Origin of the sequence: Bradyrhizobium sp. CB1717 (assembly GCF_029714325.1) — a bacterium.
In the GTDB taxonomy this organism is placed as follows: domain Bacteria; phylum Pseudomonadota; class Alphaproteobacteria; order Rhizobiales; family Xanthobacteraceae; genus Bradyrhizobium.
Genome location: NZ_CP121666.1, coordinates 1,708,189 through 1,722,455 on the forward strand (window position 1 = coordinate 1,708,189; position 14,267 = coordinate 1,722,455).

The following is a 14,267-nucleotide window of genomic DNA, read 5'->3' on the forward strand; positions in this document are numbered from 1 at the left end:
AGGGGCGCGGCAACCTTGATTCGTCGATATTTCCGGGGCTGAACACGCCGCCACCGGAACGTTATGTGGGTCTGGCGCCGGAACAGAACAACCACATGGCCGGGACAGTTCCTCCGGCCATTGTAGCTTCATTGCCAATCACTTAGCGGCGGGTTCACCGCCGCTCGCGATCAGGTTTCCGAAAAGTAGCTCTGCAGGGTACGAACCTCAAGGTCCCCGCCCAGATAGGCGCGGATGCCCTGCGCGGCCGCCACGGCCCCGGAAAGAGTGGTGTAATACGGCACTTTATGCAAGAGGGCCGCGCGCCGCAGCGAACGGCTGTCGGCGAGCGCCTGCGGGCCTTCGGTGGTGTTGAGGACGAGCTGGACGTCGCCATTGGTGATGGCGTCGACGATGTGCGGCCGTCCCTCCAGCACCTTGTTCACCTTCTCCGCCGGGATGCCCTGGTCGGTCAGGAAGCGCGCCGTGCCCGAGGTCGCCAGCACCTTGAAGCCGAGCGTATGCAGCTCGCGCACCGCGTCGGCAATGCGGACCTTGTCGCTCTCGCGCACCGAGACGAACACCGTGCCCTTGCGCGGTACCCGCGTGCCGCCACCGAGCTGGCTCTTGGCGAATGCCACCGCGAAGGAGCGGTCGATGCCCATGACTTCGCCGGTCGAGCGCATCTCGGGGCCGAGCACCGTGTCGACGCCGGGGAAGCGGGCGAACGGAAACACCGATTCCTTGACGCCGACATGCTTGAGATCGGCCTTCTTCAATTTGAAGTCGGCGAGTTTCTCGCCGGCCATGATCCGCGCCGCGATCTTGGCGACCGGTGTGCCGATCACCTTGGCGACGAACGGCACCGTGCGCGAGGCGCGCGGATTGACTTCGAGCACGTAGATCTCGCCGTCCTTGATCGCGTATTGCACGTTCATCAGGCCGACGACGTCGAGGCCGAGCGCCAGCTCGCGCGTCTGCCGCTCCAGCTCCGCGATCATCTTGGTGTCGAGCGAGTGCGGCGGCAGGGAGCAGGCAGAGTCGCCGGAATGGATGCCGGCTTCCTCGATGTGCTCCATGATGCCGACGATGAAGGTGTCCTTGCCGTCGCAGAGGCAGTCGACGTCGATCTCGGTCGCATCCGACAGGTAGCGGTCGAACAGCAGCGGGTTCTTGCCGAGCACGGTGTTGATCTGCCCGGTCTTGTCGTTCGGGTAGCGCGCCTTGACGTCGGCGGGCACAAGCTCCGGCAGCGTGCCGAGCAGGTAGTCGTTGAGCTGGTTCTCCTCGCGGATGATCTGCATCGCGCGGCCGCCGAGCACGTAGGACGGACGCACCACCAGCGGCAGGCCGAGATCGGCGGAGACGAGCCGCGCCTGCTCGACCGAATAGGCGATGCCGTTCTTCGGCTGCTTGAGGCGAAGCTTGTCGAGCACGCGCTTGAAGCGGTCGCGGTCTTCCGCGAGGTCGATCGCATCGGGCGAGGTGCCGAGGATCGGCACTTCGGCGGCCTCCAGCGCACGCGCGAGCTTCAGCGGGGTCTGGCCGCCGAACTGCACGATCACGCCGTGCAGCGTGCCGTTCGAGCGCTCCTTCGCGATGATCTCCAGCACGTCTTCGGCGGTGAGCGGCTCGAAATAGAGCCGGTCCGCGGTGTCGTAGTCGGTCGACACCGTCTCCGGGTTGCAGTTGACCATGATGGATTCATAGCCGGCATCATGCAGCGCGAAGCAGGCGTGACAGCAGCAATAGTCGAACTCGATGCCTTGGCCGATGCGGTTCGGGCCGCCGCCGAGGATGATGACCTTCTTCTTGTCCGACGGCGTGCTCTCGTCGGCGGTGCTGCCTGCAAACGGCGACTCGTAGGTCGAGTACATGTAGGCGGTGGGCGAGGCGAATTCAGCCGCGCAAGTGTCGATGCGCTTGTAGACCGGACGGACACCGAGCGCGTGGCGCTTCGCGGTGACCTCGGCCTCCGTCGTCTGCGCGAGCACCGCAAGTCGCGCGTCCGAGAAACCCATGGTCTTGAGGGTGCGCATGCCGAAAGCATTGCCGGGCAGGCCGTGCTTCCTGACCTTCTCCTCCATGTCGACGATTCCGCGCATCTCGCCGAGGAACCACGGATCGATCTTGCAGGAATTGAAGATGTCCTCGTTCGACCAGCCGAGCCGCATCGCCTGCGCGACCTGCAGGATGCGGTTCGGCGTCGGCGTGCCCAATGCGGCGCGGATCGCGTTCTTGTCGTCGCCGCGGCCGAGTCCTTCGATCTCGATCTCGTCGAGGCCGGTGAGGCCGGTCTCCAGTCCGCGCAGCGCCTTCTGCAGGCTCTCCTGGAAGGTGCGGCCGATCGCCATGACTTCGCCGACCGACTTCATCGAGGTCGTCAGCGTCGAGGAGGCGCCGGGGAATTTCTCGAAGGCGAAACGCGGGATCTTGGTTACCACGTAATCGATCGTCGGCTCGAACGAGGCCGGCGTCGCGCCGCCGGTGATGTCGTTGGCGATCTCGTCCAGCGTGTAGCCGATCGCGAGTTTTGCCGCGACCTTGGCGATCGGGAAGCCCGTGGCCTTCGAGGCCAGCGCGGACGAACGCGACACACGCGGGTTCATCTCGATCACGACCATGCGGCCGTCTTCCGGATTGACGCCGAACTGCACGTTGGAGCCGCCGGTCTCGACGCCGATCTCGCGCAGCACCGCCAGCGAGGCGTCGCGCATGATCTGGTATTCCTTGTCCGTCAGCGTCAGCGCCGGAGCCACCGTGATGGAGTCGCCGGTGTGCACGCCCATCGGATCGAAATTCTCGATCGAGCAGACGATGATGCAATTGTCCTTCTTGTCGCGCACCACCTCCATCTCGAACTCTTTCCAGCCGAGGACGGATTCCTCGATCAGGACTTCGTTGGTGGGGGACGCGTCAAGGCCGCGCTCGATGATGTCGAGAAACTCTTCCTTGTTGTAGGCGATGCCGCCGCCGGTGCCGCCCATGGTGAAGGAGGGCCGGATGATCGCGGGCAGGCCGATTTCGGACAGCGCCATCATGGCCTGACCGAAGGCGTATTCCTGGTAACGCTTGCGACGGTCGCTCTCGCCGAGGGTCCATTGCCGGTCGAGCTCTTCGAGCGCGGCGCCCGACAGCTTCTCGCGTTCGGCGTGGTACTTGTCGCGGAAGGACTTCTTCAGCTCGGACGCATTGGCCAGCCGCGACTTCGGCGTCTCGAGCCCGATCTTGGTCATGGCCTCGCGGAAGAGCTGGCGATCCTCGGCCTTGTCGATCGCATCGGCGGTGGCGCCGATCATCTCGACGTCGAATTTCTCCAGCGTGCCTTGCCGGCGCAGCGACAGCGCGCAGTTCAGCGCGGTCTGGCCGCCCATGGTCGGCAGCAGCGCGAAGCCGCCGGGAATGACGTGACGTTCCTTCTCGATGATCTTGGCGACGATCTCCGGCGTGATCGGCTCGATATAGGTCGCATCGGCCAGTTCCGGGTCGGTCATGATCGTGGCCGGGTTGGAATTGACGAGGACGATGCGATAGCCCTCTTCCTTCAGCGTCTTCACTGCTTGCGTGCCCGAATAGTCGAACTCGCAGGCCTGGCCGATCACGATGGGGCCGGCGCCGATGATCAGGATGGTCGAGATGTCGGTTCGTTTAGGCATCACCGCTCGCGGGCTGGATTTTGGGCACAAAAAAAGGGCGCGCTTGCCGCGCGTCCCTTGAGCGAGAGCGCGGGGGTCTCCCTCGCGCGCGGGTGGGTCTTAGACCAGTTTTCGGGGCGGCGAAACCCCGAAAAACGCCCATCAACCGGCAATTTTGACCGGTTTTGGCCGGGCCTGCCAGCCACGGGCGAGATGCACCAGAAGCGAGGCCGCGACGCTCGATCCGCCGATCCAGCCGAGGTCGGTCGGCGACAGGGTGGCCAGCACCGCTCCCCCCAAGGCCCCGCCGATGGCGAAGCCGAGATACATCGAGGAGGCGTTGAGCGAGAGCGCGATCATCGAGGCCTGCGGCTCGATCCGGATGATGCTGGCGATCTGGGCCGGATAGAACGCCCAGCCCGAGATGCCCCACAGGAAGATCGCGCCCAGCACGGCGTAATGCGCCTGCCCGGGCATCAATTTGAGGACCAGCGAATGCAGGATCAGCGCAGCGGCCATGCCGGCGAGCCCGAGGGCTGCGGTGGTCAGCGTGCCGAGCCGGTCGGCCAGCGCGCCGCCGAGCATGTTCCCGATCGCAGCCGCGCCGCCGAACACCAGCAGCGCCAGGCTGATCTGCGAGGCATCAAAGCCGAGGCCGCGCAGCGGCACCGCGAAATAGGTGAACACGGTGAAGCCGCCGAGCGCCCATAAAATCGTGATCACAAGCGCGACCAGCACGTTGCCGTGCCGCGCTACTGCCAGCCGGTCGCTGAGCGAAGCCGTGTTGCGCGGCAGGCCGCGGGGCAGGCCAAGCGGCAGGCCGGCGAGTGCGACAGCGCCGATCAGCGCCACCATGGCAAAAGTCGCGCGCCAGCCGAACAAGCTCCCGACGAGATTGCCGAGGGGAACGCCGATGACGGTCGCAACCGTGAGGCCCGAGGTCACCAATGCCACCGCGCGGCCACGCCGTTCGGGCGAGGCGACGGCGACCGATACGGCGAGCGCTGTCGGCATGCACAGCCCGGACCCCAGCGCCATCAGCATCCGCGAGGCCAGCAGCAGGGCGTAGTTGGAGGCCACCATCGCCGCGAGGTTTCCGGCAATGAAGGTCGTCAGTGCCAAGGCCAGCACGGTGCGGCGGTCGATGTTGTTCAGCGCGACCGCCAGGATGGGGGAGCCCACGGCGTAGGTGAGGGCGTAGGCGGTGACCAATTGGCCCGCGGCCGAGACCGAGATCGACAGGTCGCTCGCAATCGCAGGCAAAAGCCCAGCAATCACAAAGCCTTCAGTGCCGATCGCAAAGGCCCCGAGGGCCAGCCAGAAGACGCTCATTGCAAACAATTCCTATGTTCAACGTTTATTGAACTATTGAACGAAGCGATATCAGTGTCAATTAGTTCAAGAACTATTGAACATTGCGGTCGCATCGCTATGATTTTCGGACCATGAGCCGCACGCCCCACCATCCCACCCGCGAGCAAATCGAACTGCCGATGGTGCTGGATTGCCTGAGCGATCCGATCCGTCTGGCGATCGTCTACCAGCTCGCCCAGCAGGAACGTGTCAGCAGCGAACTCCGCTGCAGTGACTTCAGCGCGCTCAGCGGCAAGTCGAACCTCGCCTATCACTTCGCCAAGCTGCGCGACTGCGGCCTGATGCGGACGCGCCTGGCGGGCACCAACCGTTTCATGCGGTTGCGCCGTGAGGATCTGGAGGCGCGCTTCCCGGGCCTGCTCGACGCCGTGCTCAGCTCCGCAGCCAAGGATGCCGACCGGCTGCCGCTCGTGTCCGGCTGCGAATTGGTCGAGGTTGACCGAAAATGAGACGGTTGCGCGTGGAGGCAAAGCCCGTCTTCGCCCAGCCGAACCCGCCGCCGCTCTGCGAGCTATGGCGCGGCAAGGCTGGCTTGCCTAGCCGAAGCTGCGTAAGCAGCGAAGGCTGGAGACCCGGCCTGGATTTGAACCAGGATGAAGAGCGTTGCACCGCCCTCGCGTAGACGCTTCCGCCACCGGGCCGGCGCGATCATTACCAGTTGCGGTGCGACAAGCCACAACGGCTAATTGTTATGCTTAACGAACCATGGGAGGTCGCGCGACGAAGGTCATGCGCCAGCGATTGTGGCCGATATTGGTATGGGCGCGCTGGACCGCGAAGCCGGCCGCCTTCAGCTTCGCAGTGATCTCGTCCTCGCTGTAGCGCTGCAGCCCGATCTTCGAGCGCAACTGACGGTAATCCGACAGTGCAGTGCTGATCAGCCCGATCAGCGCGTCCTTCAGGAAGCCGTGACGCAGACCGAAGCCGAGCAGCGCAATCACGTCCCTGAACATGCCGACCTGGGGCTGAAGGATGTCGCCGAGCACCAGCTTCCCGGACCGCGTCAGCAATCGCCGGATATTGAGCAGCGCGGCATCGAGCTCCTCGCCCGTCATGTATTGCGCGACCGAGTTCATCACCACGAGATCGACGGACTGGTCCTGCATCTTGCGGACGTCATCGAGCGAGCGGACGCGGATCTTGGTGTTGGGGGCAAACCGCGCGATCAGCCGGCCGCGCACGCCCGGCGCCGGTTCGGCCAGGATCAGCTTGCCGCAGGCGGCCGCCACCTGGTTCGCCGACAGCGCCTCGCCGCAGGCGTAGTCGAGCACGGTCGCCTCGGGCGAGGTGATGTAGCCGATGATGTCCCGCGCAATGATCTGGAAGTGCAAGTCGCGATGCAGCTTGCTGACATAGATCGTATGCGTCGAGTCGTAATAATCGATCCAATCGTCCATGGTATCCGAGGGTCCCGGCCAAAGGGTTCCTGCCAAGGAACTGGGGCTGCCCGCCTTGCGTTAGGGGTGCGACGGCGCGCCGTCAATGTCCGCGTCCTAACAGGAAGGTTTCCCGTGAGCAAAACCAACAACAAGGTCTCGCCCGATCTCGACACCCCCACCGATCTGTCGCCAGACGGGGTCAAGAAGGTCTCGGAGCAACTGAACGTGCTTCTGGCCGACGCGTTCGCACTGTATCTGAAGACCAAGAATTTCCACTGGCACGTCAGCGGCCGGCACTTCCGGGACTACCATCTGCTGCTCGACGAGCAGTCGGACCAGATCTTCGCCACCACCGACCAGCTCGCCGAGCGCGTCCGCAAGATCGGCGGCACCACGCTGAAATCGATCGGCCAGGTCGCAAAACTCCAGACCATCAAGGACAACAACGAGGACTACGTCCCGCCACGCGAGATGCTGCGCGAGCTGATGCAGGACAACAAGCACGTCGCGGCAGCGATGCGCAAGGCGCACGACGTCTGCGACGAGGCCGGCGACGTCGCCAGCGCCAGCATCCTCGAAGTCTTCATCGACGAGACCGAGCGTCGGACATGGTTCCTGTTCGAGGCAACCCGGCAAGAAGGCAGCAACGCGGCGTAGGCACTGCTGTAGGGTGGGTTAGCGTAGCGTAACCCACCTCTTCTGCTTCCTCGGAGATGGATGGTGGTGGGTTACGCCTTCGGCTAACCCACCCTACGGCACTGCGCGTGCTGCTACCCCCACAACCGCATCAGCGCGCCATCCTTCCCCGTCACGGGATCAGCAGGCGGCAGCGCAACCTTCGGAATCGTCTTCAGCGCTTTCGCGTGGTTCTCCGCCGTCGCCCGCGTGATCTCCATCTTGCTGCCTGGCGGGTAGGCGCCGATGATGCAGAAATCATCGCTCGCCTTGATGCACTGATGCCCGGTGCCGGCCGGCAGGATCGCGACATCGCCGGCCTTGATCTCGAGCTCCTGGCCATGATCTCCGCCGAAGCGGACGCGGGCATTGCCCCGCGCGACGCCGAGCACCTCATGCACCGTCGCATGATAGTGCAGATAGTCGTAGACGCCGTTGCGCCACGTCCCGCCCCATCCGTTCGCTTCGAACAGGTTTTCGACGGTCTCTTCCGGCTGCTTCGGATCGAGCTTCACCGCGCCCTGGTAGACCAGGAATGGAAGGATGTTGTTCGGCACGAGCCCGTCATCCTCGAACACGATGGCGAGCGGCTCGGCCTTGTCGCGGACGACGGACATGATCAGACTCCCGCGCGGAGGATACCAGGGATCAACGAGCGGCGTGAGACGGCGTTCCTCGTTCCACCGTCATTCCGGGGCGACTCGCAGCGTCGAGCCCGGAATGACGAAAAAGCCCGGGGCGAGCCCGGGCTTTTGTCGTGAAGTGTTTCGCGGAGAACGCGCCTTACGCGCTCTTCTTCTGCCGCATCAGATCGGCGAAGCGCTGGAACAGATAGTGCGAGTCGCGCGGGCCGGGCGAGGCTTCGGGGTGATACTGCACCGAGAACACCGGCTTGCCGTCGAGCTGGATGCCGCAATTGGAGCCGTCGAACAGCGAGATGTGGGTCTGCGTCGCGCCCTTCGGCAAGGTCTTTTCGTCCACGGCGAAACCGTGGTTCATCGAGGTGATCTCGACCTTGCCGGTGGTCTCGTCCTTGACCGGGTGATTGGCGCCGTGATGGCCCTGATGCATCTTCTTGGTTCTGGCGCCGACCGCGAGGCCGAGCATCTGGTGGCCGAGGCAAATCCCGAAGGTCGGCGTGCCCGACTTGATCACGTCCTGGATGACAGGCACCGCGTACTTGCCGGTCGCGGCCGGATCGCCCGGGCCGTTGGACAGGAACACGCCGTCCGGCTTCATCGCCAGGATGTCTTCGGACGAGGTCGTCGCCGGCACCACCGTCACCTTGCAGCCGACGCCTGCGAGCAGGCGCAGGATGTTGCGCTTGATGCCGTAGTCGATGGCGACGACGTTGAACTCGGACTTCTCCTGCCGGCCAAAGCCCTTGTCCCACAGCCACGGCGTCTCGTCCCAGGTGAAGCGCTGGCCGCTCGTGACCATCGGCACGAGGTCCATGCCTTCGAGACCGGGCCATTCGCGCGCTTCTTCCTTGAGGCCGTGCAGGTCGAACTCGCCGGTCTTGGAATGCGCGATCACGGCATTGGGCATGCCCTTGCTGCGGATCAGCGCGGTCAGGGCGCGGGTGTCGATGCCGGAGAGGCCGATGATGCCGCGTGCCTTCAGCCAGGCGTCGAGATGCTTGGTGGCGCGGTAGTTCGAAGGATCGGTGATCGCGGTGCGCAGGATCACGCCGCGCGCGCCGGGCGTCGCGGCCATGTTCACCGTCTCGATGTCTTCCTCGTTGGTACCGACATTGCCGATATGCGGGAAGGTGAAGGTGATGAGCTGGCCGGCATAGGAGGGATCGGTGAGGATCTCCTCATAGCCGGTCATCGCGGTGTTGAAGCAGACCTCGCCGACGGCGTGGCCCTCGGCGCCGAGACCAAAGCCTTCGAGCACCGTGCCATCGGCAAGCACGAGGAGCGCGGTCGGTTTGTGGTCCGGCCAAGCGGGATCGTTGTCATGTTGTGTCATGAGCCCGTTTCATAAGCCCCCAACACGCGCCCGTCAAAGCGGGAGGGGGCCGATTCACATGCGTTTTTGCATATTTGACAGCCGGTCTCGGCCACTTAAGCTCGGCCGCATAATTTCCGGCAATTTGAGGGGCTTGCGAGGCAATAATGGACCAGACCACCCCGATTCTGCTGATTCCGGGGCTGGCTTCCTCGGCCCGGATCTATGCCCCGGTTCTCCCTGCCTTGTGGCGGCTCGGTCCGGTGATGATTGCCAACCATATCCGCGACAACAGCATGGCGGCGATCGCCGCCCGGGTCCTGGGCGAGGCGCCGCCGCGCTTCGCGCTCGCCGGCCATTCCATGGGCGGCTACATCGCGCTCGAGATCATGCGCCAGGCGCCCGAGCGGGTTTTGAAGCTTGCACTGATCAACACCCAGGCCCGACCCGATACGCCGGAGGCGACCGCGCGCCGGCGCGGCCTGATGGAGCGCGCCAGGCGCGGCGAGCTGCGCGCGGCGCGCGAGGAGATGTTTCCCGAACTGGTGCACCCATCGCGCCGTGACGATGCAAGCATCCGCCAGCTCGTGCACGAGCAGGGCGAGGACGTCGGCGTCGAGGGCTATCTGCGGCAGCAGACCGCGATCATCGCGCGAGTGGACTCACGCCCGACGCTTTCAGCCATCAAGTGTCCAACATTGGTGCTGACGGGCGACGCGGACAACACGATCCCCAACGCGTTCTCGAAGGAGATGGCGGAGGGCATTGCCGGCGCCAGGCTCGTGATCCTCGAGCGCTGCGGGCACCTGCCGCAACCGGAACAGCCGGAAGCGACGGCGCAGGCGCTCACCGAATGGTTCGCGAGTTAGCCGCTCACCCGCAATAGGCGGCTTTGGTCCACAGCGGCAGGAGGAAGAAGCCCGCCACGGCAACATCGACCACGTAGAGGACGCGCCGGGCCTTCGTCGATACCGGATTCGTCGAGTGCTCGCCTTCGTAGACCACGAGCGGATTGAACTTCGTCTCCCAGCCGAGCTTGGGGGATATGAAATCGTAGACCGGCAGGTACAGCAGAAGGATCAGAAAGAGGCCATTCACGGCGACGGCGAGCCAGGACGAGCTGGTTTCGCTGGTGAAGCCCGGCAGCGCGCCGCAGGAATAGGGGCCGAAACGGCTTGCCCAGAGCACCCCGAGGCAGGCCGCCAACATGGCGAGATGCTTTCCGGTCTTCATGCAAGCACCTATATTGACCCCCGATCTTGTTGTAGACCACGAGTCTTTCCGGACTGTTTCCAAACGAGGCGATCATGCTGCGCGACGACATCAACAATGCGGTCAAGGAGGCCATGAAGGCCAAGGACGAGCGCAAGCTGTCCACGCTGCGCATGGTCAACTCGACCATCAAGAACGCCGACATCGACGCGCGCGGCCAGGGCAAGCCGCCGCTGACGGACGCCGACCTGCTCGCGGTGCTGCAGAAGATGATCAAGCAGCGCCAGGAATCAGTGGAGCTCTACGACAAGGGCGGCCGCGCCGAGCTCGCCGCGCAAGAGCGGGAAGAGATCGCGGTGATTTCGGCGTATCTGCCGAAGCAGATGTCCGAGGACGAGGTGAAGAAGGCGATCGCGGACGCGATCGCTGAAACCGGCGCCGCCGGCATGAAGGACATGGGCAAGGTCATCGCCGTGCTGCGCGCGAAATACGCGGGGCAGATGGATTTCGGCAAGGCGAGCGGCCTGGTGAAGGCCGCGCTGTCGGGCTAGCTCGTTCGTACCCTCCCCTGGAGGGGGAGGGTCGATCGCGCGTAGCGCGAGCGGGGTGGGGTGATCTCTCCACTCGGGCAGCGTTTCCGCGGAGAGACTGTCACCCCACCTCGGTTCGCATGCCGCTTCGCTCTATGCGAACCGATCCTCCCCCTCCAGGGGAGGATGGGTATCTTTGATGCGGCATCAGTTCGGTCTACTCTCTTTCGACAAGAAAAATGGGGAGCCAACCGATGACCGGCGCCATCAAACCGTTCCGCATCGCCATCAGCGACGACATCCTCACTGACCTCAAATCGCGCCTCGCGCGCACGCGCTGGCCGGAGGCGGAGCTCGTCGATGACTGGAGCCAGGGCGCGCCGCTGCAATGGATCCAGGAGATCTGCACCTATTGGGCTGATGGCTACGACTGGCGCGCCCGCGAGGCAAAACTCAATCGCTTCGAGCAATTCACCACCGAGATCGACGAGCTCGACATCCATTTCATCCATGTGCGTTCGAAAGAGCCAAACGCGCTGCCGCTGATCATCACCCATGGCTGGCCCGGCTCGATCGTCGAATTCCACAAGGTGATCGTGCCGCTCACCGATCCCGTCGCGCATGGCGGCAGTCCCGCCGATGCCTTCCACGTCATCTGTCCCTCGCTGCCGGGCTTCGGCTTCTCCGCCAAGCCGAAGAGTACCGGCTGGGGCGTCGACCGCATCGCGGCGACCTGGGCGAAGCTGATGGACGTGCTCGGCTATGCACGCTACGGCGCGCAAGGCGGCGACTGGGGCTCGGCAGTGACGACCTCGCTCGGCGCGCAGGACGCCGAGCACTGTGCTGGCATCCACATCACGCTCGCCTTCAACGCGGCGCCGAAGGTCGAGGGCGAGCCGACAGCGGAGGAGAAGCGCGCGCTCGTCGGCCTCAAGCACTACGTTGATCTCGACTCCGGCTATTCAAGACAGCAGTCGACGCGGCCGCAGACGCTCGGCTATGGCCTGACGGATTCGCCGAGCGGGCAGGCGGCCTGGATTTTGGAAAAATTCTGGGCCTGGACCGATTGCAACGGCCATCCCGAAAACATCTTCACTAGGGACGAGCTGCTCGACAACGTCATGCTGTACTGGGCGACGGAGACGGCGACCTCGTCGGTGCGGCTCTATTGGGAGAGCTTCGGCAAGCGCCGCACGACGCCGGTCGTCAAGGTGCCGACGGGCGTCGCGGTGTTCCCGAAGGAGATCATCACGCCGGTGCGACGCTGGATGGAACCGAACTTCCACAACATCACCCATTGGAGCGAGATGGAGATGGGTGGCCATTTCGCCGCCTTCGAGCAGCCGGAGCTGTTCGTGCGCGATGTCAGGAAGTTCTTCGCGACCGTGCGGTGAACCTGTGCAATAACAACAAGACACCGGGAAGACGACCAAGCCGATGCTGACCGAAGCCGCAACCTACGACGAGCTCTATCGCAACTTCCGCTGGGACATCCCCGCGCGCTTCAACATGGCGGAGGCGTGCTGCGATCGCCATGCCGACGGCACCGGGCGCCTCGCGCTGATCTATGTCGACGAGAACGGCGTCACCACGCGCACCTCATTCGACGAGGTCGCGGACATGTCGCGCCGCTTCGCCAATGTATTGAAGGCGGATGGGCTAGTCCGCGGCGACCGCGTCGCGGTCTTTTTGTCGCAGTCGCTGGAGCTCCCGATCGCGCATATGGCCGCGTTCCGCTCCGGGCTGATCTCGATCCCGCTGTTTGCGCTGTTCGGCGAGGACGCGCTGGAATTCCGCCTGTCGAATTCGCAGGCAAGAGCCATCATCACCGATGAGGCTGGCTGGGAGAAGCTCACGAAGATCCGCGATCGGCTGCCCTATCTGCAGGACATCTATGTCACGAGCGGCGCCGTCCACGCCGGCGCAAAGCCGTTCTGGTCAGCGATCGAGACCGCGTCCGAAGATTTTGCAAACGTCGACACCTCGGCCGATGATCCCGCGCTGATCATCTACACCTCCGGCACCACGGGCAACCCGAAGGGCGCGCTGCATGCGCATCGCGTCGTGCTCGGCCATCTCCCGAATGTGGAGATGTGTCACAACTTCCTGCCGCGGCCCGGCGATCTGATGTGGACGCCGGCCGACTGGGCCTGGATCGGCGGCCTCGTCAACGGCCTGCTGGCATTCTGGTATCACGGCATCCCGCTGGTCGGCCATCGCGCGCGAAAATTCGAGCCGCAGGCGGCGATGCAGATGATGGCCGATCTTTCCGTCCGCAACGTCTTCCTGCCGCCGACCGCGCTGAAGCTGATGCGCCAGGCCGGCGTGAAGCATCCCGGCGTCAGGCTGCGCAGCATTTTTACGGGCGGCGAATCCCTCGGCGGCGAATTGCTGGGATGGGTGCGCGAGACTTTTGGCATCGACGCGCATGAGGTGTTCGGCCAGACCGAGTGCAACCTCGTGATCGGCAGCAACTCAAATCTCTTTCCGATCCGCCCCGGTGCCATGGGCAAGGCGACGCCGGGCTTCGACGTCCGCATCGTCAACGACAAGGGCGAGGAATTGCCGCGCGGTCAGCGCGGCATCATCGGCGTGCGCCAGCCGTGCCCGGTCACCATGCTCGAATACTGGCGCAATCCGGAGGCGACGGCGAAGAAGTATGCCGGCGAGTTTTTGCTCACCGGCGATCTCGGCGTGCAGGACGAGGACGGCTATTTCTGGTATGTCAGCCGTGAGGACGACGTCATCACCACCGCCGGCTATCGCGTCGGCCCGTCCGAGATCGAGCACACGCTGATGAAGCATCCGTCGGCGGCGATGGCCGCCGTGGTCGGCATCCCCGATCCGATCCGTACCGAGTCGATCAAGGCGTGGATCGTGCTGCGTCCAGGCTTTACCGGCAACGACGCGCTCGCGCGCGAGATCCAGGAATTCGTGAAGGTGCAGCTCGCCGCGCACGAATATCCGCGCTACGTGGAGTTCGCCGAGACGCTGCCGATGACGGCCACGGGCAAGGTGCTGCGGCGCGAGCTGCGGGCGAGGGGTTAGTTTTTTCCATGCCGAAGACGTCTCAAGCCGCGGGGCTGCATCGCGCTTCGCTCGCGAAGCTGCACGATCTCGATGCGGCGCTGGAGCTCATGTATTACGGCTGGCGCGGGATGACGCTGGAGGCCGACGACTATCTCGCCAAGCAGGGTCTGTCGCGCCCGCACCATCGCATCCTCTACGTCGTGGCGCGCCGGCCCGATATCGCGATCGGCGCGCTGATCGAGATCCTCGGCATTTCCAAGCAGGCCCTGAACCGGCCGCTCAACCTGCTGCTGGAGCGCAAGCTCCTGACGTCGAAGCGCTCGCCCGAGCAGCATCGCTCGAAATTGCTGCGCCTGACGGCTGCGGGGCAACGCATCGAGCAAAGGGCATCGGACCACGAGCGCAAGGTCATGCGCCAGGCGTTCGATCGCGCCGGGGCATCTGGTACGGCGGCCTGGATGACCGTCATGGAGGCGATCGCCGACAACAATTGACCCGCT

The 14,267-nt window shown here is 64.6% G+C and carries 13 protein-coding genes and 1 tRNA gene; 7 read left to right on the top strand and 7 right to left on the bottom strand.

What is annotated here, in order from left to right; translation table 11 throughout:
* Positions 1 to 170 precede the first annotated feature (170 nt).
* Both carB and QA649_RS08175 read right to left on the bottom strand, forming a co-directional pair.
* Positions 171 to 3,635, bottom strand: coding sequence for a carbamoyl-phosphate synthase large subunit (gene carB / locus QA649_RS08170; protein WP_283023717.1), 3,465 nt, complete (start codon positions 3,633 to 3,635; stop codon positions 171 to 173).
* A 141-nt stretch (positions 3,636 to 3,776) separates the two neighbouring features.
* A complete protein-coding gene (locus tag QA649_RS08175; RefSeq protein ID WP_283023718.1) occupies positions 3,777 to 4,946 on the bottom strand; it encodes an MFS transporter in 1,170 nt (389 codons plus the stop codon).
* 113 nt (positions 4,947 to 5,059) lie between these two features.
* Between QA649_RS08175 and QA649_RS08180 the strand changes: the two genes are divergently transcribed.
* Positions 5,060 to 5,437 carry an ArsR family transcriptional regulator gene (locus QA649_RS08180; RefSeq protein ID WP_283023719.1) on the top strand — a complete coding sequence of 126 codons (378 nt, stop codon included), beginning with the start codon at positions 5,060 to 5,062 and terminating at the stop codon, positions 5,435 to 5,437.
* Between the two features lie 116 nt (positions 5,438 to 5,553).
* Here QA649_RS08180 and QA649_RS08185 read toward each other — a convergent pair.
* Together QA649_RS08185 and QA649_RS08190 are read right to left on the bottom strand one after the other, a co-directional pair.
* A tRNA-OTHER gene (locus QA649_RS08185) sits at positions 5,554 to 5,629 on the bottom strand.
* Positions 5,630 to 5,683: 54 nt separating this feature from the next.
* On the bottom strand, positions 5,684 to 6,385 hold the full coding sequence (locus QA649_RS08190) for a class I SAM-dependent methyltransferase (RefSeq protein ID WP_283023720.1): 702 nt from the start codon (positions 6,383 to 6,385) through the stop codon (positions 5,684 to 5,686).
* A 114-nt stretch (positions 6,386 to 6,499) separates the two neighbouring features.
* On the opposite strand from QA649_RS08190, the gene QA649_RS08195 reads away from it, so the two are divergent.
* Positions 6,500 to 7,024, top strand: a complete 525-nt coding sequence (locus QA649_RS08195) for a DNA starvation/stationary phase protection protein (protein ID WP_283023721.1) — start codon at positions 6,500 to 6,502, stop codon at positions 7,022 to 7,024.
* 113 nt (positions 7,025 to 7,137) lie between these two features.
* On the opposite strand, the gene QA649_RS08200 is transcribed toward QA649_RS08195, so the two are convergent.
* Both QA649_RS08200 and carA read right to left on the bottom strand, forming a co-directional pair.
* A complete protein-coding gene (locus QA649_RS08200) occupies positions 7,138 to 7,659 on the bottom strand; it encodes a cupin domain-containing protein (RefSeq protein WP_283023722.1) in 522 nt (173 codons plus the stop codon).
* 166 nt (positions 7,660 to 7,825) lie between these two features.
* Positions 7,826 to 9,016: a glutamine-hydrolyzing carbamoyl-phosphate synthase small subunit gene (gene carA, locus QA649_RS08205; RefSeq protein WP_283023723.1), complete on the bottom strand. Its 1,191-nt coding sequence runs from the start codon at positions 9,014 to 9,016 to the stop codon at positions 7,826 to 7,828.
* A 146-nt stretch (positions 9,017 to 9,162) separates the two neighbouring features.
* Here carA and QA649_RS08210 point away from each other — a divergent pair, with 146 nt between their 5' ends.
* Complete coding sequence (locus QA649_RS08210; RefSeq protein WP_283023724.1) at positions 9,163 to 9,864, top strand: alpha/beta hydrolase; 702 nt, start codon at positions 9,163 to 9,165, stop codon at positions 9,862 to 9,864.
* A 4-nt stretch (positions 9,865 to 9,868) separates the two neighbouring features.
* Here QA649_RS08210 and QA649_RS08215 read toward each other — a convergent pair whose 3' ends face one another.
* On the bottom strand, positions 9,869 to 10,228 hold the full coding sequence (locus tag QA649_RS08215) for a hypothetical protein (RefSeq protein ID WP_283023725.1): 360 nt from the start codon (positions 10,226 to 10,228) through the stop codon (positions 9,869 to 9,871).
* A 74-nt stretch (positions 10,229 to 10,302) separates the two neighbouring features.
* On the opposite strand from QA649_RS08215, the gene QA649_RS08220 reads away from it, so the two are divergent.
* The 4 genes from QA649_RS08220 to QA649_RS08235 all read left to right on the top strand — a co-directional run bounded on the left by QA649_RS08220 (position 10,303) and on the right by QA649_RS08235 (position 14,261).
* Positions 10,303 to 10,758 carry a GatB/YqeY domain-containing protein gene (locus QA649_RS08220; protein WP_283023726.1) on the top strand — a complete coding sequence of 152 codons (456 nt, stop codon included), beginning with the start codon at positions 10,303 to 10,305 and terminating at the stop codon, positions 10,756 to 10,758.
* Positions 10,759 to 10,991: 233 nt separating this feature from the next.
* Positions 10,992 to 12,131, top strand: a complete 1,140-nt coding sequence (locus QA649_RS08225) for an epoxide hydrolase family protein (RefSeq protein ID WP_283023727.1) — start codon at positions 10,992 to 10,994, stop codon at positions 12,129 to 12,131.
* Between the two features lie 43 nt (positions 12,132 to 12,174).
* A complete protein-coding gene (locus QA649_RS08230) occupies positions 12,175 to 13,785 on the top strand; it encodes an acyl-CoA synthetase (RefSeq protein WP_283023728.1) in 1,611 nt (536 codons plus the stop codon).
* Positions 13,786 to 13,793: 8 nt separating this feature from the next.
* Positions 13,794 to 14,261: a MarR family transcriptional regulator gene (locus QA649_RS08235; RefSeq protein ID WP_283023729.1), complete on the top strand. Its 468-nt coding sequence runs from the start codon at positions 13,794 to 13,796 to the stop codon at positions 14,259 to 14,261.
* Positions 14,262 to 14,267 lie beyond the last annotated feature (6 nt).

Bases quoted from the DNA above. Each gene is read 5' to 3' on its own strand.
- QA649_RS08225 (WP_283023727.1), top strand. From the start codon at position 10,992: ATGACCGGCGCCATCAAACCGTTCCGCATCGCCATCAGCGACGACATC.
- carA (WP_283023723.1), bottom strand. From the start codon at position 9,016: ATGACACAACATGACAACGATCCCGCTTGGCCGGACCACAAACCGACC.
- QA649_RS08175 (WP_283023718.1), bottom strand. From the start codon at position 4,946: ATGAGCGTCTTCTGGCTGGCCCTCGGGGCCTTTGCGATCGGCACTGAA.
- QA649_RS08230 (WP_283023728.1), top strand. From the start codon at position 12,175: ATGCTGACCGAAGCCGCAACCTACGACGAGCTCTATCGCAACTTCCGC.
- QA649_RS08200 (WP_283023722.1), bottom strand. From the start codon at position 7,659: ATGTCCGTCGTCCGCGACAAGGCCGAGCCGCTCGCCATCGTGTTCGAG.
- QA649_RS08190 (WP_283023720.1), bottom strand. From the start codon at position 6,385: ATGGACGATTGGATCGATTATTACGACTCGACGCATACGATCTATGTC.
- QA649_RS08220 (WP_283023726.1), top strand. From the start codon at position 10,303: ATGCTGCGCGACGACATCAACAATGCGGTCAAGGAGGCCATGAAGGCC.
- QA649_RS08215 (WP_283023725.1), bottom strand. From the start codon at position 10,228: ATGAAGACCGGAAAGCATCTCGCCATGTTGGCGGCCTGCCTCGGGGTG.
- QA649_RS08210 (WP_283023724.1), top strand. From the start codon at position 9,163: ATGGACCAGACCACCCCGATTCTGCTGATTCCGGGGCTGGCTTCCTCG.
- carB (WP_283023717.1), bottom strand. From the start codon at position 3,635: ATGCCTAAACGAACCGACATCTCGACCATCCTGATCATCGGCGCCGGC.
- QA649_RS08235 (WP_283023729.1), top strand. From the start codon at position 13,794: ATGCCGAAGACGTCTCAAGCCGCGGGGCTGCATCGCGCTTCGCTCGCG.
- QA649_RS08180 (WP_283023719.1), top strand. From the start codon at position 5,060: ATGAGCCGCACGCCCCACCATCCCACCCGCGAGCAAATCGAACTGCCG.